The organism is Photobacterium lutimaris (assembly GCF_003025555.1).
GTDB lineage: Bacteria > Pseudomonadota > Gammaproteobacteria > Enterobacterales > Vibrionaceae > Photobacterium > Photobacterium lutimaris.
Window position 1 is genome coordinate 13,809 of the sequence record NZ_PYMH01000011.1, and the last position, 20,351, is coordinate 34,159.

The 20,351-nt window shown below is 49.8% G+C and carries 17 protein-coding genes; 7 read left to right on the forward strand and 10 right to left on the reverse strand.

Annotation, left to right across the window (positions count from 1 at the left end; translation table 11 throughout):
* Window positions 1-2: 2 nt before the first annotated feature.
* Genes ppx through C9I99_RS19470 form a run of 3 tightly spaced genes read right to left on the reverse strand, consistent with a single transcriptional unit; the run spans window position 3 to window position 4,130 of the window.
* The gene (gene ppx / locus C9I99_RS19460) at window positions 3-1,505 is read right to left on the reverse strand and encodes an exopolyphosphatase (protein ID WP_107350501.1); all 1,503 of its coding nucleotides are present in this window, start codon (window positions 1,503-1,505) and stop codon (window positions 3-5) included.
* Complete coding sequence (ppk1, locus tag C9I99_RS19465) at window positions 1,502-3,592, reverse strand: polyphosphate kinase 1 (protein WP_107350502.1); 2,091 nt, start codon at window positions 3,590-3,592, stop codon at window positions 1,502-1,504. The genes ppx and ppk1 overlap by 4 nt, the downstream gene beginning before the upstream one ends.
* Window positions 3,593-3,626: 34 nt before the next feature.
* Window positions 3,627-4,130: a glycine cleavage system transcriptional repressor gene (locus C9I99_RS19470; RefSeq protein ID WP_107350503.1), complete on the reverse strand. Its 504-nt coding sequence runs from the start codon at window positions 4,128-4,130 to the stop codon at window positions 3,627-3,629.
* A 253-nt stretch (window positions 4,131-4,383) separates the two neighbouring features.
* Between C9I99_RS19470 and C9I99_RS19475 the strand changes: the two genes are divergently transcribed.
* The 4 genes from C9I99_RS19475 (at window position 4,384) to phoU (ending at window position 9,839) form a co-directional block, all read left to right on the forward strand.
* A complete protein-coding gene (locus C9I99_RS19475) occupies window positions 4,384-6,603 on the forward strand; it encodes an ABC transporter permease subunit (protein ID WP_107350639.1) in 2,220 nt (739 codons plus the stop codon).
* A gap of 64 nt (window positions 6,604-6,667) precedes the next feature.
* Complete coding sequence (pstA, locus tag C9I99_RS19480) at window positions 6,668-8,281, forward strand: phosphate ABC transporter permease PstA (RefSeq protein ID WP_107350504.1); 1,614 nt, start codon at window positions 6,668-6,670, stop codon at window positions 8,279-8,281.
* A gap of 18 nt (window positions 8,282-8,299) precedes the next feature.
* Window positions 8,300-9,118 carry a phosphate ABC transporter ATP-binding protein PstB gene (gene pstB, locus C9I99_RS19485; RefSeq protein ID WP_107350505.1) on the forward strand — a complete coding sequence of 273 codons (819 nt, stop codon included), beginning with the start codon at window positions 8,300-8,302 and terminating at the stop codon, window positions 9,116-9,118.
* Between the two features lie 10 nt (window positions 9,119-9,128).
* Window positions 9,129-9,839 (forward strand): phosphate signaling complex protein PhoU, encoded by a 711-nt coding sequence (gene phoU, locus C9I99_RS19490; protein WP_107350506.1) that lies wholly within the window; start codon window positions 9,129-9,131, stop codon window positions 9,837-9,839.
* 64 nt (window positions 9,840-9,903) lie between these two features.
* Here phoU and C9I99_RS19495 read toward each other — a convergent pair whose 3' ends face one another.
* The 5 genes from C9I99_RS19495 to C9I99_RS19515 form a co-directional block, all read right to left on the reverse strand.
* On the reverse strand, window positions 9,904-10,452 hold the full coding sequence (locus tag C9I99_RS19495; RefSeq protein WP_107350507.1) for an outer membrane beta-barrel protein: 549 nt from the start codon (window positions 10,450-10,452) through the stop codon (window positions 9,904-9,906).
* Between the two features lie 168 nt (window positions 10,453-10,620).
* Window positions 10,621-11,556: a LysR family transcriptional regulator gene (locus tag C9I99_RS19500; protein WP_166645479.1), complete on the reverse strand. Its 936-nt coding sequence runs from the start codon at window positions 11,554-11,556 to the stop codon at window positions 10,621-10,623.
* An 81-nt stretch (window positions 11,557-11,637) separates the two neighbouring features.
* The gene (gene ppk2 / locus C9I99_RS19505) at window positions 11,638-12,441 is read right to left on the reverse strand and encodes a polyphosphate kinase 2 (protein ID WP_107350509.1); all 804 of its coding nucleotides are present in this window, start codon (window positions 12,439-12,441) and stop codon (window positions 11,638-11,640) included.
* A 164-nt stretch (window positions 12,442-12,605) separates the two neighbouring features.
* A complete protein-coding gene (locus C9I99_RS19510; RefSeq protein WP_107350510.1) occupies window positions 12,606-13,352 on the reverse strand; it encodes a copper homeostasis protein CutC in 747 nt (248 codons plus the stop codon).
* Window positions 13,353-13,593: 241 nt separating this feature from the next.
* On the reverse strand, window positions 13,594-14,202 hold the full coding sequence (locus C9I99_RS19515; RefSeq protein WP_036817749.1) for a peroxiredoxin C: 609 nt from the start codon (window positions 14,200-14,202) through the stop codon (window positions 13,594-13,596).
* 131 nt (window positions 14,203-14,333) lie between these two features.
* Here C9I99_RS19515 and C9I99_RS19520 point away from each other — a divergent pair, with 131 nt between their 5' ends.
* From C9I99_RS19520 to aceA, 3 genes are all read left to right on the forward strand, one after another.
* Window positions 14,334-15,236, forward strand: coding sequence for a hydrogen peroxide-inducible genes activator (locus C9I99_RS19520; protein ID WP_107350511.1), 903 nt, complete (start codon window positions 14,334-14,336; stop codon window positions 15,234-15,236).
* 679 nt (window positions 15,237-15,915) lie between these two features.
* A complete protein-coding gene (aceB, locus tag C9I99_RS19530) occupies window positions 15,916-17,514 on the forward strand; it encodes a malate synthase A (RefSeq protein WP_107350640.1) in 1,599 nt (532 codons plus the stop codon).
* Between the two features lie 183 nt (window positions 17,515-17,697).
* Window positions 17,698-19,005, forward strand: coding sequence for an isocitrate lyase (gene aceA / locus C9I99_RS19535; protein ID WP_107350513.1), 1,308 nt, complete (start codon window positions 17,698-17,700; stop codon window positions 19,003-19,005).
* A 105-nt stretch (window positions 19,006-19,110) separates the two neighbouring features.
* Here aceA and C9I99_RS19540 read toward each other — a convergent pair whose 3' ends face one another.
* The gene (locus tag C9I99_RS19540) at window positions 19,111-19,722 is read right to left on the reverse strand and encodes an acyl carrier protein phosphodiesterase (protein WP_107350514.1); all 612 of its coding nucleotides are present in this window, start codon (window positions 19,720-19,722) and stop codon (window positions 19,111-19,113) included.
* Window positions 19,723-19,770: 48 nt separating this feature from the next.
* Complete coding sequence (locus tag C9I99_RS19545; protein ID WP_107350515.1) at window positions 19,771-20,229, reverse strand: CBS domain-containing protein; 459 nt, start codon at window positions 20,227-20,229, stop codon at window positions 19,771-19,773.
* Between the last annotated feature and the right edge of the window lie 122 nt (window positions 20,230-20,351).

Consider the following 20,351-nt stretch of genomic DNA (forward strand, 5'->3'; position numbering starts at 1 on the left):
GTTTAATTGGGGCTAAGGTCTAACTCCCAACCTGCTTTACGCCAGTATTCCTGCTCTTGACGCAAGTCCGCCGCCAGTAAGCGGTTATTTTCTTCCCAACCCTCAGGAAGTGTCAGTTGCCACTTTTCCTTATCGGCATCGACCATAATCACCGGTAGTGGGTCATCACTGCGCTGGCCATTGAGAGCGACCGCTAACCGAAGGGTGCGGATCAGCGGGTAGAGGTGTTTACGCTTGTAAATGCTCAGCTCCGGCATTTCCTCTAGCTTTAAGCTCTTACGCTGGAAGCGGACCAACGTCGCCAGTACCGTTTGCTGCTCGAGGTTGAACCCCGGCATGGTACTGAAGCGCAGCAGGTAGGCGGAGTGGCGATGGAAGCCGGGATAACTGATGCTCAGGCCCACTTCGTGAAGTAATGCACCCCAACTGAGCAGGGTTGCCAATTCGACCTTGGTCAAGCCCGGTTGTGGTTCGACTTGATTGTAGAGCAGCTCGGCGGTTGTTTTGACCCGGTTGGCCTGGGCGATATCGACGTTATACTGTTTGGCCATAGACGTCGCGGTTCTTACCCTGATATCGCTATGGCGAAATCGCTCTTCCATTTCATACAGCAAGCCTTCTCGCAGGGCACCGTCTGAAAAAATCATCTCATCGATATTCAGCGAACTGAACACGGCATTGAGAATGGCGACCCCGGCAGCAAAGACCGGCTTGCGGTCATCGCTAAGGCCGACAAAATCAAGGTCATCTGAATTTTTGACTTTGAGGATGGCATCATAGAGCTGCTGCAGGCGCTTGGCGGTTATCACCCCATCGCTGTGTCCTTGGCCTATCAGCACTTCTCGGATCGCTTTGATGGTGCCCGAAGAGCCGATAGCTGTCTGCCAGCCTTTGCTGGTGTATTTGCTGGCGATGCTCTCGAGTTTTTGCTGGGCGGCAAGCTGTGCCGTTGCCATGTTCTTGCTGCTGATTTTACCTTTGGAAAAATAGTGCTTGTTGTAGCTGACACAGCCCATGTGTTTGCTATAGGCCAGCTGCGGTGTAAAGCCATCGCCAATGACCAGCTCGGTACTACCGCCCCCGATATCAACGATCAGCTTTTGTCCGCTGTCAGGCTGGGTGTGGGTAACACCCAGGTAAATCAGACGGGCTTCTTCAGTGCCGGGTATGATTTCTATCGGGTAGGGAATAAGGGCTTCGGCGCGCTTGAGAAAGACATGGGCGTTGTTCGCCTGGCGCAACGTGTACGTTGCGGCAATGCGAACATTTTCCGGTTCAAATCCTTGCAGGCGTTCAGCAAACATCGCCAAGCAATTCAAGCCACGTTGGATTGCGGCTTGATCGAGGTTTTGGTGCTCGTCCAGCCCGGAGGCCAGATGGACACGTTGTTTGTGACGGCTGATAATTTGTAGGCTTTGCCCTACGATGCGGGCAACCACCATATGGAAACTGTTCGAGCCAATATCTATCGCTGCGACTTCTCTTGGGCGTACAGGTTCTGTCATGTATTGCTTTCGCTCTTCATTTTTTTCTTAAGCTGTTTTTCTGATTGTTTGAGGTAGTCGTAGATCGCTAACTGGGAGCGGATCTTACGTTTATTACCTCTCGGAACGTATTTATTGGACATTTCTTTATCAATAATACGGGCCTTGACGGTATCAGAAAGCTGGATATCGAGTATGTCGATAATCTTTTCTTTCAGTTCCGGATCATAAATTGGGCAGCCAACCTCTATCCGGTTGTCGATGTTCCGTGTCATCCAGTCGGCAGAAGAAATGTATACATCATGCTCGCCGTTATTCTCAAAGACAACGACTCGTGGGTGCTCGAGGAAACGGTCGACGATACTGATCGCTGTGATGTTCTCGCTAATTCCCTTGATCCCCGGGATCAAAGTACACATGCCGCGGATAATGAGCTTGATTTTTACACCGGCATTACTGGCTTGGTAAAGCAGGTTAATCAGGCCTTTATCGACAAGGTTGTTCACCTTTAGTGTAATACCGGATGGTAAGTTTTGCTTGGCATGGGCAATTTCTCGGTCGATCGAGTCATAGAGACGCGAGCGGGAGTTGCGTGGTGAGACAATCAAGTGGTTGAATTTTACCGGCCGGTAGGGGTTCTGGATGTAGTTGAATACCATCCTGACTTCGTCGGTGATCTCCTTGCGGCAGGTCATCAGCGAGAAATCGGTATAGATCCGTGCTGTCTTCTCGTGGAAGTTACCGGTTCCGAGGTGGGCATAGCGCACCAGCTCATCACCTTCCTTGCGGGTTATCAGGCAAAGCTTGGAGTGGATCTTGAGTCCCGGCACGCCAAACAGCACCTGTACGCCGGCTTCAGTCAGGCGACGGGCCCACTCGATATTTGCTTCTTCGTCAAAACGGGCTTGGAGCTCGACCACGACCGTGACCTGTTTACCGTTGTTGGCGGCATCGATCATCGACTCGATGATCTGCGAGTTTTTGGCCACTCGGTAGATGTTGATTTTAATGCTGCGTACTTTCGGATCATAGGCGGCTTGGCGCACCAGTTCGGTCATATGGCCGAAGGTGTGGTACGGGTAGTAGAGCAGGATATCTTGCTTCTTGATCGCATCGAAGGCATTGCGGGCATGGATAAACTGGGTGCTTTCCAGTGGTGGCAGTTGTTTGTTCTCGAGGTAGTCCCGGCCAACATTCGGGAATCCAATGAAATCTTTGAAATTATGGTAGCGTCCGCCGGGGATGATACTGTCGTAGCTCGACACTTTCAGCAAGCTGCAGAGTACGTCGACCATGTCGGCAGGCATATCGCGCTGATAGACAAACCGGACCGGCATCGCGGTCAAGCGCTGGTCCAAACCTTCAGACATCTGTTCGAGCAGGCTATGCTCAACTTCCAGGTTCAGGTCGTACTCGGCATCGCGGGTCATCTTCATCGCATAGGCAGACAGTTCATCGTACTCGAACAGGCCACTGAAGATGTCATCAAGGCAGAAGCGGATGATGTTGTCGAGAAAGATGAGAGTTTTATGCCGCTTCCCCTTGGCTTCTGGGAGCTGGATAAAACGCGGTAATTGATCGGTTGGGATTTCAATCAGGGCGTAACGCTTGCTGTTGCCTTGACGCATTTCCACAGCCAGATACGAATATTCATCTTTGAGAAACTGCAGTAGATCGATGTCGTCGGTCAGCAAGATTGGGGTGACATGGGGCAAAATACGGCTGCGGAAATGCTTTCTTAGCCAGGTCTGCTGGTGGTCATCGAGTTGCTGCTCATTGACCAGAAAGATGTGGCGCCTTGCCATCTCGAGCAGGATTTCGTTATACAGGGTATCGAAATCCTGATTCAGCTTGAGCACCCGGCTTTGGATCTTACTCAAGAGATCCTTGGCCTGGTCATTACTGCCTTGCTCTTCGTTGATCAGGATACGGCGTTTGACATCCGCAAAGCGCACTTTATAGAACTCATCGGTATTGCTCGAGTAGATGCCGAGGAACCGGACCCGTTCAATCAGCGGCACAGACTTGTCCGCGGCTTCTTGCAGCACGCGTTCGTTAAAAGATAGCCAGCTCAGTTCTTTGTCGGTATAGAGTGGTTCTGCGCTCATTGTCATCCTACTTGCTAATGGGGCATGTGAGGGGTTAGTTCTCGTCGATATCTACGGTGAGATCATCGGCGATCTTCTCCAACTCTTCTTGGACGTAGTCAATACTCAAACTGCTAGGCAACTCCAGTTGGAAACGGGCAGAAAAGATCGGGTAGCCCCAGTTGGGGGCACTGTCAGAATGAGTTTTGAGTTTGTGAATATTTATTCCAAGTTGATTGAGCTTGGCCGTGACGTCTTTGACAATGCCTGAGCGGTCGTTACCCGTGACCAGCAGATGGTGCACAACGGATGTTGGCAGGGTCTTGCTCTCTTCTTCGACAACCTGGACCTGAAGGGCATCAAGCTGTTTGAGCGCATCGCTGAGCACGCCGACATATTGGTCGGCGACTTCGATTTGCAGGATGCCGGTAAACTGGCCGGCTAACTTGCTGAGGCTGCTTGAAAGCCAGTTGCCATGGTTTTGATAAACCGTGTCTGACAGCGTTTCTACCAGTCCAGGGCGATCTTGGCCGATAACAGTGATGATCAGATGCTTCATAACGATACCCTTATACCCAGAGGCGTCATTGCCTATTCTATATTGACTATTATGTGAGCATGTGAAGTGTGTGTCTAGGCCTGCAGACTGATCAAGATATTGAATTTTTTACGAAATCACAGAATTGAATAATAAATATTTTTTATTTCACTTTTATGTCATTTATGTCTATATGCCAGAGAGGGTGCCTTGTCATATAATTGTCATCTAAAGGAAATATTATTAGTAAGCGTGTAAATCTATTGAGGTAATGATGGCAAAGGCCGGTGCGATATTGATGGGAGAGAGTCCTGGCCGTAAGGTAAAAGATAAATTGGTGCGTTATGGTGTGACGGCCGGTGGGATCTTTGTTCTTGTTACCCTCATTCTGATTTTTTTCTACCTCCTTTATGTCATCCTGCCGATCTTCTCATCGGTCAAGGTGACCCCCCAGCAGCAATTTACCACCGCTTTTACCGATAAGACCGCTGATATCCGCCTCAGTGACAACAATGCATACCTGTTCCGTCTTGCTGCCAGCGGCTCACTCAGTGCGATAAGCTTTACCGGGGCTACTGCAGGAGAAATAGTGGGCACGCGTGCTCTTCTTGACGATGTGGCCAGTGTTGGCCACACCCTTCCCGCAGACAGGTTATACGCTTTGGGAGGAGAGGCTGGGGAGGTACTGCTCACCAAACCCTCTTTGACGGCGACCCAGGGTGATAACGCTCTGTCACTGGACTATCCATTCGGCCGTGAGCCGCTTCTGCTCGACCCTGAAGGCAAGCCGATTGTGAGTTTAGCGGCTTCAGTGCGTGGGCGGCGAGGGGTGATTATGGGGATCACCGCCGATGGCCGGGCTAGAGCGGCGTTATTTACTGAGACCAGTAATATGCTTGGAGGCGTTGGGGCTGATTGGCAATCCTCTTTCTTTGCGATCAGCGGACTACCAAGCAAGGTGAATGATATTGTCGTGACACCCGATGCCCGTACTGCCTATGTCCTCGCGGGTGATAAAGTATATGTTGTCGCGTTCGGCAGTTCGTCAGCCTGGGTGCGGGAGGTGGTTGAGGTTGAACCGACAGGCAGTCAGGCACAGCAACTGGCATTGCTCTCGGGCGCCAACTCCCTGCTTATCAGCCATGGTGACCAATCATTATCCCAGTGGTTTGAAACACGTAAAGACGGTAAGCGAACGCTGGTCAAAACCCGTGATTTTGTCGTTGGTGATAGCGCGGTAACCGCTTTGATCCCTGAATATACCCGCAAGGGCTTTTTTGCCCTGCAGCAGAACGGGCAATTATCAGCATTCTATACCACGGTAAAAGGGGCGATATACCGTGATCCGGTTTTTGCTGATGGCCTACCGCAGCAGATAGTGATTTCACCACGGGCAGATCGCTTGGTTGCGCTAAAGGACAATGATTGGCAGGTTTTTGATGTTGACAACCCCCACCCGGAAATTGGCATTGCGTCATTGTTGCAGAAGATTTGGTATGAGGGCTATCCGGAGCCTGATTATGTTTGGCAGTCGACATCTGCCAGTGATGAATTTGAACCCAAGCTAAGCTTGGTACCATTGATCTTTGGTACGCTGAAAGCCGCATTATATGGTTTGATGTTTGCCGTTCCGCTTGCGCTTTCTGGGGCGATCTATACCGCTTATTTTATGTCTTCACGCATGCGAGGCATCGTGAAGCCCACCGTGGAGTTGATGGAAGCGTTGCCGACCGTTATCCTCGGTTTTCTTGCCGGTATTTGGCTGGCACCGATAGTGGAATCCCATCTGGTCGGTATGGTTGCTTTGGTCGTGATGTTTCCGCTGGGTATGCTGTTGGCCGGTGTTGGTTGGTCTTTATTGCCGTACAGTTGGCGGAGTAGGGTCCCGAGTGGCTTTCATGTTCTCATACTGATGCCGGTGATCGTCTTGATAGCCTACGCCTGTTTTGATCTCAGTCCTTGGCTGGAGCAAATGTGGTTTGCTGGAGATGTCAGGGCATACCTGAGCGATGAATGGGGGATTGGCTACGATCAGCGCAATGCCTTGGTGGTTGGGATTGCAATGGGGATTGCGGTGGTACCGACCATTTTCTCCATTGCCGAAGACGCCATTTTTTCTGTTCCTGGCCATTTGACCAGCGGTTCATTGGCTCTGGGGGCGACGCACTGGCAGACTCTCACACGGGTGGTGCTGTTAACGGCCAGTCCGGGTATCTTCTCGGCCATTATGATGGGGCTAGGGCGAGCGATAGGTGAAACCATGATTGTGCTGATGGCCACCGGTAACACTCCGATCATGGATTGGAATATTCTTGAAGGTATGCGCACATTGTCTGCGACAATCGCCATTGAAATGCCGGAAAGCGAAGTCGGCAGTTCCCATTACCGGATAATGTTCTTGGCCGCTTTTGTGCTGTTCGTCTTTACGTTTATGTTTAATACCGTGGCTGAGTTAGTCCGCCAGCGCCTCCGTGAAAAATACAGCTCACTGTAATTTCTTGCTGAGTAGGCGCCGATGAATGATCTGGAAACATTACTAACAATGAATATCGAATTTAATGAATAGGTGGTTAAAATCAGGTGCACCTTGGATATGGTTAACCGCAGGCGCTGTTAGCCTGAGCTTGATCGTGGTGCTTGGCTTATTGCTATTGATTGGCTGGAAAGGACTTGGCTACTTCTGGCCTGCGCCTGTTTATCAATTTGAAATCGAGCAAAATGGTCATCAAAGTACGGTGATTGGTGAGGTCTATGAGCGTAAAACAGTCCCGGTTAAACAACTGACTGAGGCCGGTATCAATACCACAGGTTTTGATGGCGACCCTGTTTTCCGTTTCGTTATCAAAACCGGTAACCGGGATGTGCTGGGCAGTGATTTTGTAACCATACTGGGTCCGCATATTGTCAGCCAAGAGCCGGCAGCCGGTGTCGCCGTGATAGAGCGGCTGAAGAACGGTCGCTTCTATGGTTTTCCAATCCGGCTTATCGAAGATGGTGTAGAGATCCCGCTGGAAGAGCTTGAGCACAGCTTAGAGAAAGCAAATAGTGTCCGCGATTTAATTAGCCAGATTGAACAATCGGACCTGGTTGAATTGAACCAACAGTTTGAGCAGCTTAATGCCAAGGCTCTTCAGCATGAGGCTCCCTCGCAACTGATTGGTGAGCGGCAGTTGCTGGAGCAGCGGTTTGTCCACATTGAGCAACAACTTTTGACGCTACATCAGCAGCTCAGTCGTGACCGTTTGATTGTTCGGGAGATGACGGGGCAGGAAATAACGCTGCCGCTTGAGCAGATATTGGATCTCTGGTATCCCAATGACTTTACGACCGCAGGTAAACTTGGTCATTGGCTCAGTCAGCTTGGTCATTTTGTCAGTGATGATCCCCGAGAGGCCAATACCGAAGGTGGCGTATTCCCGGCGATTTTCGGCACCGTGTTCATGGTGTTGTTGATGAGTGTGATTGTGACACCGTTGGGGGTGATGGCGGCGGTCTACCTACATGAATATGCCGGAAAAAGTATTTTTACCAAGTTGATCAGGGTTGCCGTGATTAATCTTGCGGGGGTGCCATCGATTGTTTACGGTGTCTTCGGATTGGGCTTCTTTGTTTATATTGTCGGGGCACAAATCGATGACCTGTTCTTTGCTGATCAGTTACCTGCGCCGACATTTGGTACACCGGGCATTTTATGGTCGGCGTTGACCTTGGCCATTTTAACCCTGCCGGTAGTCATCGTCTCGACCGAAGAAGGCTTGGCCCGGATCCCTACCTCGATCCGCCATGGTTCTCTCGCGCTGGGCGCGACTCAGGCTGAAACCTTGTGGCGGACTGTGTTGCCAATGGCAAGCCCGGCGATTATGACCGGCTTGATCCTGGCGGTTGCCCGGGCAGCCGGTGAGGTTGCGCCTTTGATGCTGGTGGGGGTAGTGAAAATGGCACCGTCGTTACCGATCGACGGCCAATTCCCTTACCTGCATTTGGATCGAAAATTTATGCATCTCGGTTATCATATATATGATGTTGGTTTTCAGAGTCCGAATGTGGAAGCGGCACGACCGCTTGTGTATGCCACGTCATTTTTGTTGGTCACCGTTATTGTGGGATTGAACCTAACAGCCATTGGGATCCGTAACCACTTACGTGAAAAATTCCGCTCCTTGGAGCAATAGTGAGATTCAGGAAAGAGTATGTTTTCAATTAATTCCCCAATTGGCCTGTTTGAGCCTGTTGATTTGTCAGCGTTGCCGGAAGAGAAAACGGCGCTGTCAATCGAGGGGCTGGATCTCCATTACGGTGCCCATCAAGCCCTGTATGATATCAATATGCGCATTGCCAAAGGCCAGGTGACGGCATTTATCGGCCCGTCGGGCTGCGGTAAATCGACCCTGCTGCGTTGTATCAACCGAATGAACGAGCTGGTTGAAGGTTGCAAGGTTGACGGTAAGGTGATGCTGCATGGGCAAAATATCTATGATGGCAAAGTCGATGTTGCTTCGCTGCGCCGCCGAGTTGGTATGGTATTCCAGCGACCGAACCCATTCCCTAAATCTATCTACGAAAATGTGGTGTATGGTCTGAGGCTTCAGGGGATCAAGGATCGCCGGGTGCTCGATGATGCAGTGGAAAGCTCGCTCCGTGGTGCAGCCCTGTGGGACGAGGTTAAAGACCGCCTGCATGAAAATGCGTTTGGCCTTTCTGGTGGTCAGCAGCAGCGTTTGGTGATTGCCCGGGCGATAGCGATTGAGCCGGAGGTTCTATTGCTCGATGAGCCGACGTCGGCACTGGATCCGATATCAACGCTGACCATCGAAGAGCTGATTAACGATTTGAAAACCAAGTATACGGTGATCATCGTTACCCACAACATGCAGCAGGCCGCGCGGGTGTCCGATAACACCGCCTTTATGCACATGGGAGAGCTGGTGGAATACACCAGCACCAATGATATTTTTACCACCCCGAAAGAGAAACGTACCGAAGACTACATCACGGGTCGATACGGGTAAGGAGAGCGTAATGTTAGATAATTTGAGTCTTGGTCGTCATATTTCTGGTCAATTTAACGCTGAGCTAGAAAGCATTCGTACCCATGTCTTGGCAATGGGTGGCTTAGTCGAACAGCAACTGGCTGATGCGCTCAAGGCAATGCACAAGCAAGATATCGAACTGGCGCGTCGCGTTATCAAAGATGACCATAAGGTCAATGCGATGGAAGTCGCCATTGATGAAGCCTGTACCCGTATCATTGCCAAGCGTCAGCCGACGGCCAGTGATCTGCGTTTGGTGATTGCGATTATCAAGACGATCACCGATCTTGAGCGTATCGGTGATGTAGCCGAGAGCATTGCCAAGGTGGCACTGGAAAACTTCACCAACAAGCAATATAACTTGCTGGTCTCGCTGGAAGCCTTGGGGCAGAGCGCAGTGCGCATGCTGCACGAGGTGCTGGATGCCTTTGCCCGGATGGATGTCAAAGCGGCGATTGAAGTATATCAGGAAGATGACCGTATCGATCGTGAATATGAAGCGATTATTCGCCAGTTGATGACTTACATGATGGAAGATCCGCGCTCGATCCCGAATGTGTTGCAGGTGATGTGGTCAGCCCGTTCGATTGAGCGGGTGGGGGATCGCTGTCAGAACATCTGCGAATACATTATCTACTTCGTCAAAGGTAAGGATATCCGTCATACCAGCCAGGAAGAAATCGAAAATATTCTGAAGTAAAATTGTACCGTGGTTTGATTGGCTTGCCTTGCTGATATCAAGGCGAGCCCAAATAGCAGTAGAGTCAGAATCGGTAGTTTATTCCAAACCCGTAGCTACGGTAGTAATTGTCCTCACCAAACAAATCCGCTTTTTGGTAGTTGAAATAGCCGATAACATCGAGGTTGGCAGTGACTTCTCGCCCAGCCTCGAAACCATAAATACCCGTTGTGTCATGGTCGCGAACTTTATCCCCTTTTTTTCTCCGGCTTTCTTCCACCCGGCTCACCCCTATAACGGCTGCGACATAGACTGGCTGATGGTCGAGCGCCATAAAGTGGTATTTGGGCTTCAACCCGGCACTGTAGCTGTAGGTTTTGTAGTCGACCATAGTAAAGCGATCAAAAAAGATCCCATCACCTAACTCCATTGCGTTGAGTTCGATACCCAATGTTACCCTTGGGGTAACATCAACAGCATAGCCGGCAGTTAAACCATACTGGCCGGGAAGGGTTGATTTGCTGTAATCGGTAAACCCGAGTTTGAGCCCAACATATGGGCCTTCTACCGAGCTAGCAATAGCACCCGTGGATAGGAAAGTAGCAAGAAGTAATGCAATACGTGATTTCATCATGTTGGCTTTCTATGTTGGTGAACAAGAGGTGAGGGCGAACGGTTGAATAGGAATTAGAGCGCGTAGTTCGCACAGATAATCCTGCCATTCCGCTTCGATGGCAATAATATTAAATTGAACACCGTACACAATCTAATTACTTTGATTGATATCACTGATTAGCAGAGGTTATTGCGTGTTGGTCTCAAGGGTTAATTTTTTTATCAGGTCAAGTAACCATTGGGTTTGTTGGTCATTTTTTTTTGATTGGTGATAATAGCAAATAGTGGTGTGATCGATGGGAGAACCGTCAATGCGGGCTTTGATCTTGCGATAGTCAGGGTGATCATTCGGCACCATGATATCGAGGGTGGGAAATAAGAGATCAGACTGTTTTACCACTTGCAGGATCGACTCTGGTGAGCTGGAACGAAAACCGATGTTGGCACTAAGGTCATGTTGGGCATAGTACTGTTCTATATCGGTTAGCCGTTCATTCCGTTCAGGTACGATTAAGCAGGCCCATACCGCTTCTCGTGCATATTCATCAAGAATGCCGATTTCTGGTTTGGTGTACGGGTGTTCTCTTCGGGCGACAACAATTGGTTTACTGATGGGAATTGACTCGCGATGAAGCGCTTTGCTGGTATTGGCGATATCATAATTAAGAGCGATATGGGTATAGCCATTGAGCAACTCGTCAAACGTCGCCTCATTCCAGGTGAACACTTCGACTTGGCAGTTCGGGGCCTGCTGATGAATGGCAAGGTATAGTTTGCTACCCAAGGCATATATGTATTGGGGGGCCAGCGCAATGCGCAACTTGCCAGTGAGTTGTTGCGGGTCAAATTCCTGATTGGTGTTCACGGCCCGATAAAGCCCGTCAAGGGCTGGTGCTAATGCCTCACAGAGTTGTGTCGCATAGGGTGTCGGTGTTAGTCCCGTTCGGGTTTTGGTAAACAACTCATTATCGAAATGCAGTCGCAGTTTTTGCAGGGCATGGCTGACGGCGGGCTGGGTGACGAACAGGCGCTCTGCTGCCTTACGCAGGTTTTGCTCTTGGTCGATGACCAGCAGGGTCTTGATCAAGTTGAGATCGAGATTCGCGGATAAATCCTTGGCCATGAATGTAATTACTCCTTCATTTCTGACCGTAAACATAGTACCTGAACAATGGTGAAGGAAACACTGTTTTATTTTTGATGTCTATTCATCAGCAAACAAGTCGGGAACAAAGGTCTGATTTTCTTCCGGCACGCGGATGTAACCTTTTTTATTGACCTCCGGCAGCTCGATATCTGGGTAGTGGATATCCTGGTAGGGGATCTGGCTCAAGAGGTGGGAGATACAGTTGATCCTGGCTTTCTTTTTGGTATCGGCATCGACCACCCACCAAGGGCACTGCTTAGTATCGGTATAAGCGAACATCCGATCCTTGGCTGCTGAATAGGCGGCCCATTGACTGCGGGACTCCAAGTCCATCGGGCTGAATTTCCAACGCTTTATCGGGGTGTTGATGCGCTCGAGGAAGCGCTTTTCCTGTTCCTCGTCAGAGACCGAGAACCAGTATTTGAGCAAGATGATACCGGAGCGCTTGAGCATCCGCTCGAATTCGGGGCAGGAACGAAGAAACTCTTCATACTCATCATCGGTACAAAAACCCATCACATGCTCGACACCGGCCCGGTTGTACCAGCTGCGATCAAATAGCACCATTTCTCCTTCTGCCGGTAAATGGGCAACATAGCGTTGAAAGTACCACTGGGTGCGTTCTCTATCAGTGGGTTTAGCGAGAGCGACGATGCGGCTTATCCGCGGATTGAGCTTCTCGGTGATCCGTTTGATGACCCCGCCTTTCCCTGCGGCATCCCGCCCTTCGAAGACCACAACGACCTTAAGCCCTTCTTGCTTGATCCATTCCTGGAGTTTCACCAATTCAATTTGCAGTCGCTCTAATTCGGCGTCGTAATCACTTTTTTTAAGTTTTTTTTTCGGCGGGACAAAAGGCATAACGAGTCTCTACGTTGCTCTATTTGATAACAAAAGAGTAACTCGGAAACGACACTTTGACGAATAAGATACCTGATTGCTTGATGCGGCTTGCACTTTTAGGGCCGGTGGTTATACCCGCAGCGAGATCCCCAAGTAGCTTGATGTTACTTGGGGATCCGAGCTTAAAGCGCCTTTAGTGCCTCAATGACAGCGGCAATTTTCTCCGGTGCAGTGACCGGGATTGCGAAATCATCGACATCAGCATTGCCCATATGGGCTGAATTGGCATAGCTGCGCATCAGGGAAGGGCGGGTGGATTTACCCGATAAATGTACTTCACTGACACCGGATTGTTGGACAATTTGCGCGACATTGCCAGCATTGACCCCGGCCCCAGCCATAATCGCGACATGTTCACCACAGTACGTCACCATTTTGCGTAGCATGGGGATACCATCGAAGGCATTGGCCTCGAGTCCGGAAGTGAGTACGCGCTCGCAGTTATGCTTTATGATGATATCCAAGGCAGCCATCGGATCCAGGCACTGGTCTATTGCACGGTGGAAGGTCAGACCCATTCCGTTGGCTTGGCGACTGAGTTCTGCAAGGAAATCCTCATCAACGGTACTGTCGTTGTTAAGTGCACCGATCACCAGTCCGTCGAGTCCAGCCTGTTTTGCAAAATGGGCATCTGCCAGCATGATTTCCTTATCTTGGCTCGAGAACAAGAAGTCACCTTGGCGTGGGCGGATCATGGCATAAACGGGCACCTTGGCGTGTTTGGCGGCAAGGTGCATTAATCCAGCATTGGGCGTGAGTCCTCCTAATGCGAGTGAAGAGCAGAGTTCAATGCGGGTGGCACCGCCTTGTTGGGCAAGGAGGAGTGATTCAATGTTGTCGATACAAACTTCAATATGGTCAACGGTCATAACGGCGACTTTACAAAGGGTTGGGTGACAAGCAGTGTAGACGATATTGGGTTTTGAGACGATTGGTCAGATCAAAAATCGAATGGACGATGGACGATGGACGATGGACGATGAGATAGCCCAGATACAAAAAGGGCCCGGTGTGTCCGGGCCTCATTCTATTTTTGCCTATTGGCTGACTTTGGCTTTACGCTATTGCGTTTGTTGCCTTTCACACCGTGAGCGTGGTGTGAATGCTAAATTACTTAGCTAGGTCTGCAGTGTGCTCAGACAGGTAGTCAGCAACACCTTTTGGAGATGCGTCCATACCTGCTTTACCTTCTTCCCACTGTGCTGGGCAAACTTCACCGTTTTTCTGGTGGAAGTTTAGCGCGTCAACCATGCGTAGCATTTCATCGATGTTACGGCCTAGAGGTAGGTCGTTCACTACTTGGTGACGTACAAGACCGTCTTCGTCGATTAGGAAAGAACCACGGAAAGCAACGCCTGCTTCTGGGTGCTCAACGTCGTAAGCTTTACAGATTTCGTGCTTAACGTCAGCGATTAGTGGGTATTTAACTTGGCCGATACCGCCGTTCTCAACAGCAGTGTTACGCCATGCGTTGTGAGAGAACTGAGAGTCGATAGAAACACCGATTACTTCAACGCCTTTCGCTTGGAAGTCTTCAAAACGCTTGTCGAAAGCGATTAGTTCAGAAGGGCATACGAAAGTGAAGTCTAGTGGGTAGAAGAAAACAACCGCTTTCTTACCTTTAGTAAATTCTGCAAAGTTGAAGTTATCAACGATTTCGCCGTTACCTAGAACAGCTGCAGCAGTAAAATCTGGTGCTTGACGACCTACTAGTACCATTTTGGTGCTCCTAAAAATTCGTTTTGTCGCCTACCTTTCCGGTCGGCTCTCTGTTTGGACGAGACAAACTATAACGAAACTGGTAAATTCAAAAAAGCGGAATAAATAGATTGATGTAATCGAAATTTACGATGAACAAGTTTCCTTCTCTAAAACAATTGCACTATTTAGTGACTTTATTTGAAACCCGACACTTCGGTGAAGCGGCCAAGCGTTGCTTTGTCAGCCAGTCGACTTTGAGCTCTGGGGTGCAGAACCTCGAAGAGCTGATAGGTTGCCAGTTGATTGAAAGGGACAATAAGAATAAGTCTTTGGTCTTTACCTCGACCGGCGAAGATGTCATTGCTCGTAGCCGGGAGCTGCTAGCCAGGAGCCAAGATTTGATGGAGCTATCAAATTGCATGGGAGATGGTATGGAAGGCCAATTGCGGGTGGGATGTATCCCGACGATTGCGCCTTTCCTGCTGTGTGATTTGGTGCAGGAGGTAAACCGGTTACACCCAAACCTCAATTTGTTGTTACGTGAAGATACCACGACCAACTTGCTGGCTGCCCTGCGCAGCGGCGAGATGGATGTATTGATCTTGGCATTGCCGGTCGAAATTAAGGGCATGCATAGCCAAGTGGTCGGTCGTGATGCGTTCAAGATGGTCATCAGCCGCAATCAGGCCGAACAAGTCACCACTCCCTTACGCTATGCTGATTTACCCGACGAGTCGGTGTTCCTGCTCGAAAAAGAACATTGCTTGACTGACCATGCCGTTTCGGCCTGTAAACTCACGAGTAAAGAGAAGATCAACCCGTTCACCGCGACCAGCCTTCATACTCTGGTGCAAATGGTTGCCAATGGCTTGGGCACAACCTTTATTCCGCAGATGGCCATTGATCATGGCTTGCTGCATAACCAAAACCTGGTCGTGGTTGAACCTCCGGGCCAGGAAGCGTACCGTGAGATTGGTTTGGTATGGCGACCGACGTCCAGCCGGACTCGCACCTTCCATCAGCTTGCGGATATTGTTCAAGAATTACTGTAAGCACTTCATTCTGTCGTCATTTTTAGTGTAGAGCCGCAAGTTTTGCGGCTCCTTTGTCTTATTTCCCTTCTGTAAATTAAGTGCTTGGATAAAACCGCCTATCTCAGCACAAAATGCTAATTTCTTATTCCTCGCTGGTATTTTCCAATAATCCGATCTGATGAAACTGCCTTTAATTTGTAGGATTATTATGTTTCGCTCTAAAAATAAATGAAACATGTTGATTAAGGGTCTATGCTTGCTGTGTATAAAAAGTAGACTAAATAGTGCATTTAATGATTATTTTTTAAGCGCATAAGGGCTTTTGAAAAAATCACGTATGTTTGAAACGCAGATCGAGACAAGTGTTTGAATTATCGTTTTGTGTAATTTAATTACGTAAGTGGTTACGAAATGGCGGGAATTAAGATCCAGTGATGAAAACCGAATTTTTGCCTAAAATTTGTTTCAATTCAGTGTTTTGAGTTATTGCTCTACTTTTTGTAAGCTGTTGTTTTTTCAGGGCGTGAGTGAGCTATTACTAGCGAGCTCCAATTGCCATGTCTTGCAATTGGGCGTATGTTACGGCAACGTAAATAGGGCGTTAAGGTCAAGTTTGTTTGCGTGTAGACGAAAGCGTACTTGGTTTGGGTGGTGATTAAGTTACATTCGTAAGGGAGCGTGAGGAATGGAAAACGATATGTCTACTAACCATGAAGTGAAGCTATCGCTACAGACACCTTTATCGGCAGAGCAGGCTGAGATCCTCAATGATGAAGCGCTGGCCTTCTTAGAAGGGCTTGTACAGCGTTTTGCCGCAAGGGTTCCTGAGTTAATGGCGACCCGAGAGCATCGCCAGCTTGCCATTGATGCCGGCTGCCTACCTGACTTCCTGCCTGACACCGCTGAAATCAGAAACAGCGAGTGGACTGTGCAGAATATCCCGCAGGACTTACAGGACCGCCGCGTTGAGATCACAGGTCCTGTTGAGCGCAAGATGGTGATTAATGCGCTCAATGCCGATGTCAAAGTGTTCATGGCTGATTTTGAAGATTCTTTCGCACCGGCTTGGGGAGAGGTGCTCGCCGGGCAGCAAAACCTCAAAGATGCCATTAACGGCACGATTTCTTACACCAATCCCGAGTCAGGTAAGCAATACCAACTTAATGATGACCCCGCAGTGTTGATTTGCCGGGTGCGTGGTTTGCACTTACCTGAAAAACACCTGCTCTGGCAGGGGGAGCCCATTCCAGGCTGTTTGCTCGACTTTGCTCTGTATTTCTACCATAACTACCAGCAATTGCTGGAGAAAGGCAGTGGCCCTTACTTCTATATTCCTAAGTTGCAGGCCTATCAGGAAGCGGCGTGGTGGAGTGAGGTGTTTAGCTATACCGAAGATACCTTTGAGCTGCCCAGAGGGACTATCAAGGCGACGGTTCTGATTGAGACCTTGCCGGCGGTGTTTGAGATGGAGGAAATCCTCTACAGCCTCAAAGAACATATTGTCGGCCTGAACTGTGGTCGCTGGGATTATATCTTCAGCTATATCAAAACGCTGCGAAATCATCCTGACCGTATTTTACCTGATCGCCAAGTCGTGACGATGGAAAAACCTTTCCTCAATGCTTATTCACGCCTGCTGGTCAGAACCTGCCACCGACGTGGGGCATTTGCGATGGGGGGAATGGCTGCCTTTATTCCGTCCAAAGATCCTGAGCGCAATGACTGGGTACTCAACAAGATCCAAACCGATAAGTCACTGGAAGCCAACAATGGCCATGATGGGACTTGGGTTGCCCACCCAGGGCTTGCCGGCACCGCCAGAGCGGTTTTTGACGACGTGCTGGGAGCGCGTACTAACCAGCTTGATATCTCACGCAGCGAGGATGCCCCGATCACCGCCGATATGTTACTTGAGCCATGCCAAGGGGAGCGAACCGAAGAGGGGATGCGGCATAACATCCGTGTGGCTGTGCAATATATCGAGGCATGGATCTCCGGTAATGGCTGTGTGCCTATCTACGGCCTGATGGAAGATGCGGCCACCGCTGAAATTTCACGGGCTTCGATTTGGCAGTGGATCAAGCATGGTAAGTCGCTCAGCAACGGAAGTGTGGTAACTAAGGCCTTGTTTGAACAAATGCTTAGCGAAGAAATGCAAGTGCTTGAGCAGGAGCTTGGCTGTGAACATTTTCAACAGGGAAGGTACAAGGAGGCTGCGGTATTGATGTCACAGCTGACCACCAGTGATGAGCTGGTCAACTTCTTGACCTTGCCGGGCTATGAATATCTGCCATGAGCCTCTAGTACAGCTGTGAGTGTGCCGTGCATTAAAGAATGAGCAACACCTATTACCAACATCAAAAAGCCAATAACGAGAAAAGGCCCGTGATGGTCAATCCTAGCGGGCCGATAAGAAGTCAGTTTTGCCAATAACAAAATGTGATGCGGATTATCGCCAAATGAAACGAGGGACATCATTATGACATTGACTCGCCAGCAACAAATTGAAGCTTTGGAAAAGGACTGGGCGGAAAACCCACGTTGGAAGCATGTTAAGCGTACTTATACCGCAGAAGAGGTTATTAACCTACGCGGCTCTTTTGCCCCGGCTAATACCATCGCGCAGCGTGGTGCCGACAAACTGTGGGATCTGGTCAACGGTGACGCGAAAAAAGGGTACGTTAACTGTTTGGGCGCGCTGACCGGTGGTCAAGCGGTACAGCAGGCAAAAGCGGGTATCGAAGCGATTTACCTCTCAGGTTGGCAAGTTGCTGCCGATAATAATACGGCTTCAAGCATGTATCCTGATCAGTCACTGTATCCGGTGGATTCGGTACCGGCCGTTGTCAAACGTATCAACAACTCGTTCCGCCGTGCGGACCAAATTCAATGGTCAACCGGTAGTTCGCCAGAAGAAGGTATTGATTACTTCCTACCCATTGTCGCGGATGCTGAGGCTGGCTTCGGTGGTGTACTGAATGCCTATGAGCTAATGCGCAATATGATTGATGCCGGGGCGGCAGGTGTACACTTCGAAGATCAGCTCGCGTCTGTGAAGAAGTGTGGTCATATGGGCGGTAAGGTACTAGTACCAACTCAGGAAGCGGTACAGAAATTGGTTGCGGCACGTTTGGCAGCGGATGTGGCCGGAACGACAACCTTGGTCATTGCCCGTACTGATGCCAATGCCGCCGACTTGCTGACCTCAGACTGCGACCCATACGATAAAGACTTTATTATCGGTGAGCGCTCCCAAGAAGGCTTCTACCGCGTGCGTGCCGGTATTGATCAGGCGATTGCCCGTGGCCTTGCCTATGCACCCTATGCCGATCTGATTTGGTGTGAAACGGCCACCCCTTGCCTGGAAGAGGCACGTAAGTTTGCCGAGGCGATCCATGCCCAGTACCCAGATCAGCTACTTGCGTATAACTGCTCGCCTTCTTTCAACTGGGAGAAGAACCTGGATGCAGAAACCATTGCCAAGTTCCAGCAGGAACTATCGAACATGGGCTATAAATACCAGTTCATTACCCTAGCGGGTATCCACAACATGTGGTTCAACATGTTTGAATTGGCACACTCGTATGCTCAGGGTGAAGGTATGCGTCACTATGTTGAGAAAGTTCAGCGTCCAGAGTTTGAAGCGGCAGACAAAGGCTATACCTTTGTCGCTCACCAGCAGGAAGTGGGTACCGGCTACTTCGATAAGATGACCAATACTATCCAAGGTGGCAATTCATCGGTTACTGCCCTGACTGGCTCGACAGAAGAAGAGCAGTTTAAATAATCGATACACCTAAACCTCCTAGTAATTGTTACAACCTATTTTGATTTTTGAGCGCCTTAACGGCGCTCTTTTTTTATCCATACGGTTTGCTTTACCACGCGTACTTTAGCTTTCGGGTGAACTAACGGGTTGGTTGCGGTTGGGGTGGAAGTTTTTTGCTGCCTGTTCCACTTGCGGATAAATCGAGAAGAACTGTTGCTCCAGTTCATGGTAGTTAGCCATGAGGACGGGAGGGGTAAGGGCGAGCTGGTGGAGCCTAGGCCTGCGGCGGGCCATCCGGACCAGCGATACTTCCAGTGATTCGGTATGCCGGTATTGCAGTAGCCACTTTTGCTGCCACATCCGGTTCATGGTGAGGAGGTATTGTTCTGGCATGTTGTGCTGGTATAGCTCGACTTCTGCTCTGGCCTCGCGAACAAAGTCCTGCAGTGGCTGGTGGTGGAAGTGCAGCCAGTGACGGGCCAAGAAGTGGTCCCAGATCATATCGAGAGCGATACCGCTGACCCGGCGGGTATCAGGGCCAAACAGTTGTCGGCATTGACGCACTTCCGGCATGGCATCGATATAGCTGTCGACGAAACGGTGCAGCTTGATGCCATCTGCGATCTCTTGGTTGAACTGCCGATAGGGGTCACCCCTGATGAAATCGGCTAAAAGGTTACCCGCGAGATGGCTATTACATTGCTGGGCAAGGTGGAGGTGGGCCAGAAAGTTCATGCGTGGATAGGCGCTGCTGGGCTTTCTGGCGCAGTGCTTGGCTGATGTTTAGAAGGTGGATGTAGAGTCGTTTTCAATCGGCTCGACCTCTTCTTGTAGCTCCAGTAAATTAATGGCAATAGAGACGAAGTCGGTATCGGTGATGATCCCGACTAACTTATTGTGGTCGACAATGGGTAAACAGCCAATTTGGTGTTTCTGCATGTAGAGCGCGGCCTGTTTCAGCCCAGCTGTCGGATCGACACTTCTCAGGTTTCGGTGCATGGTTTGCTCGAGTGGAATATCCAGCGCTGAAATAAAGGTACTTTTGGATATCTGTTCAAGGCTCGACTCTTGGGCCGCAAGGACATCCCGCTGACTGACTAAGCCAATAAGTTGGTTATCTTTGTCGGTGATGGGAACATGATGGATATGATGCTTTGCCATTAGCCGCTTGGCATCGGCCAAGGTGTGCGATGCGGTCAGGGTATGGGGATGGGGTGTCATCATGTCGGAAACGGTAAACATAAAGCCTCCTCTATAACGGTGAGTTATTGTTGTTATTGCCCGCGTTGCAGGCTTTGTAACGTCCTTTTTAGCTCTCCTTATGACTGTAGCCAATCCTGGCTGCACGACCTATGACGCCAGTC

Excerpts from the sequence above, each read along its gene's own strand:
- C9I99_RS19500 (WP_166645479.1), bottom strand. The coding sequence starts at position 11,556 with ATGGCCAAGGATTTATCCGCGAATCTCGATCTCAACTTGATCAAGACC.
- C9I99_RS19540 (WP_107350514.1), bottom strand. The coding sequence starts at position 19,722 with ATGAACTTTCTGGCCCACCTCCACCTTGCCCAGCAATGTAATAGCCAT.
- C9I99_RS19495 (WP_107350507.1), bottom strand. The coding sequence starts at position 10,452 with ATGATGAAATCACGTATTGCATTACTTCTTGCTACTTTCCTATCCACG.
- phoU (WP_107350506.1), top strand. The coding sequence starts at position 9,129 with ATGTTAGATAATTTGAGTCTTGGTCGTCATATTTCTGGTCAATTTAAC.
- pstA (WP_107350504.1), top strand. The coding sequence starts at position 6,668 with ATGAATAGGTGGTTAAAATCAGGTGCACCTTGGATATGGTTAACCGCA.
- C9I99_RS19545 (WP_107350515.1), bottom strand. The coding sequence starts at position 20,229 with ATGTTTACCGTTTCCGACATGATGACACCCCATCCCCATACCCTGACC.
- pstB (WP_107350505.1), top strand. The coding sequence starts at position 8,300 with ATGTTTTCAATTAATTCCCCAATTGGCCTGTTTGAGCCTGTTGATTTG.
- C9I99_RS19515 (WP_036817749.1), bottom strand. The coding sequence starts at position 14,202 with ATGGTACTAGTAGGTCGTCAAGCACCAGATTTTACTGCTGCAGCTGTT.
- C9I99_RS19520 (WP_107350511.1), top strand. The coding sequence starts at position 14,334 with ATGAACAAGTTTCCTTCTCTAAAACAATTGCACTATTTAGTGACTTTA.
- C9I99_RS19470 (WP_107350503.1), bottom strand. The coding sequence starts at position 4,130 with ATGAAGCATCTGATCATCACTGTTATCGGCCAAGATCGCCCTGGACTG.
- aceA (WP_107350513.1), top strand. The coding sequence starts at position 17,698 with ATGACATTGACTCGCCAGCAACAAATTGAAGCTTTGGAAAAGGACTGG.
- C9I99_RS19475 (WP_107350639.1), top strand. The coding sequence starts at position 4,384 with ATGGCAAAGGCCGGTGCGATATTGATGGGAGAGAGTCCTGGCCGTAAG.
- C9I99_RS19510 (WP_107350510.1), bottom strand. The coding sequence starts at position 13,352 with ATGACCGTTGACCATATTGAAGTTTGTATCGACAACATTGAATCACTC.
- aceB (WP_107350640.1), top strand. The coding sequence starts at position 15,916 with ATGTCTACTAACCATGAAGTGAAGCTATCGCTACAGACACCTTTATCG.
- ppk1 (WP_107350502.1), bottom strand. The coding sequence starts at position 3,592 with ATGAGCGCAGAACCACTCTATACCGACAAAGAACTGAGCTGGCTATCT.
- ppx (WP_107350501.1), bottom strand. The coding sequence starts at position 1,505 with ATGACAGAACCTGTACGCCCAAGAGAAGTCGCAGCGATAGATATTGGC.
- ppk2 (WP_107350509.1), bottom strand. The coding sequence starts at position 12,441 with ATGCCTTTTGTCCCGCCGAAAAAAAAACTTAAAAAAAGTGATTACGAC.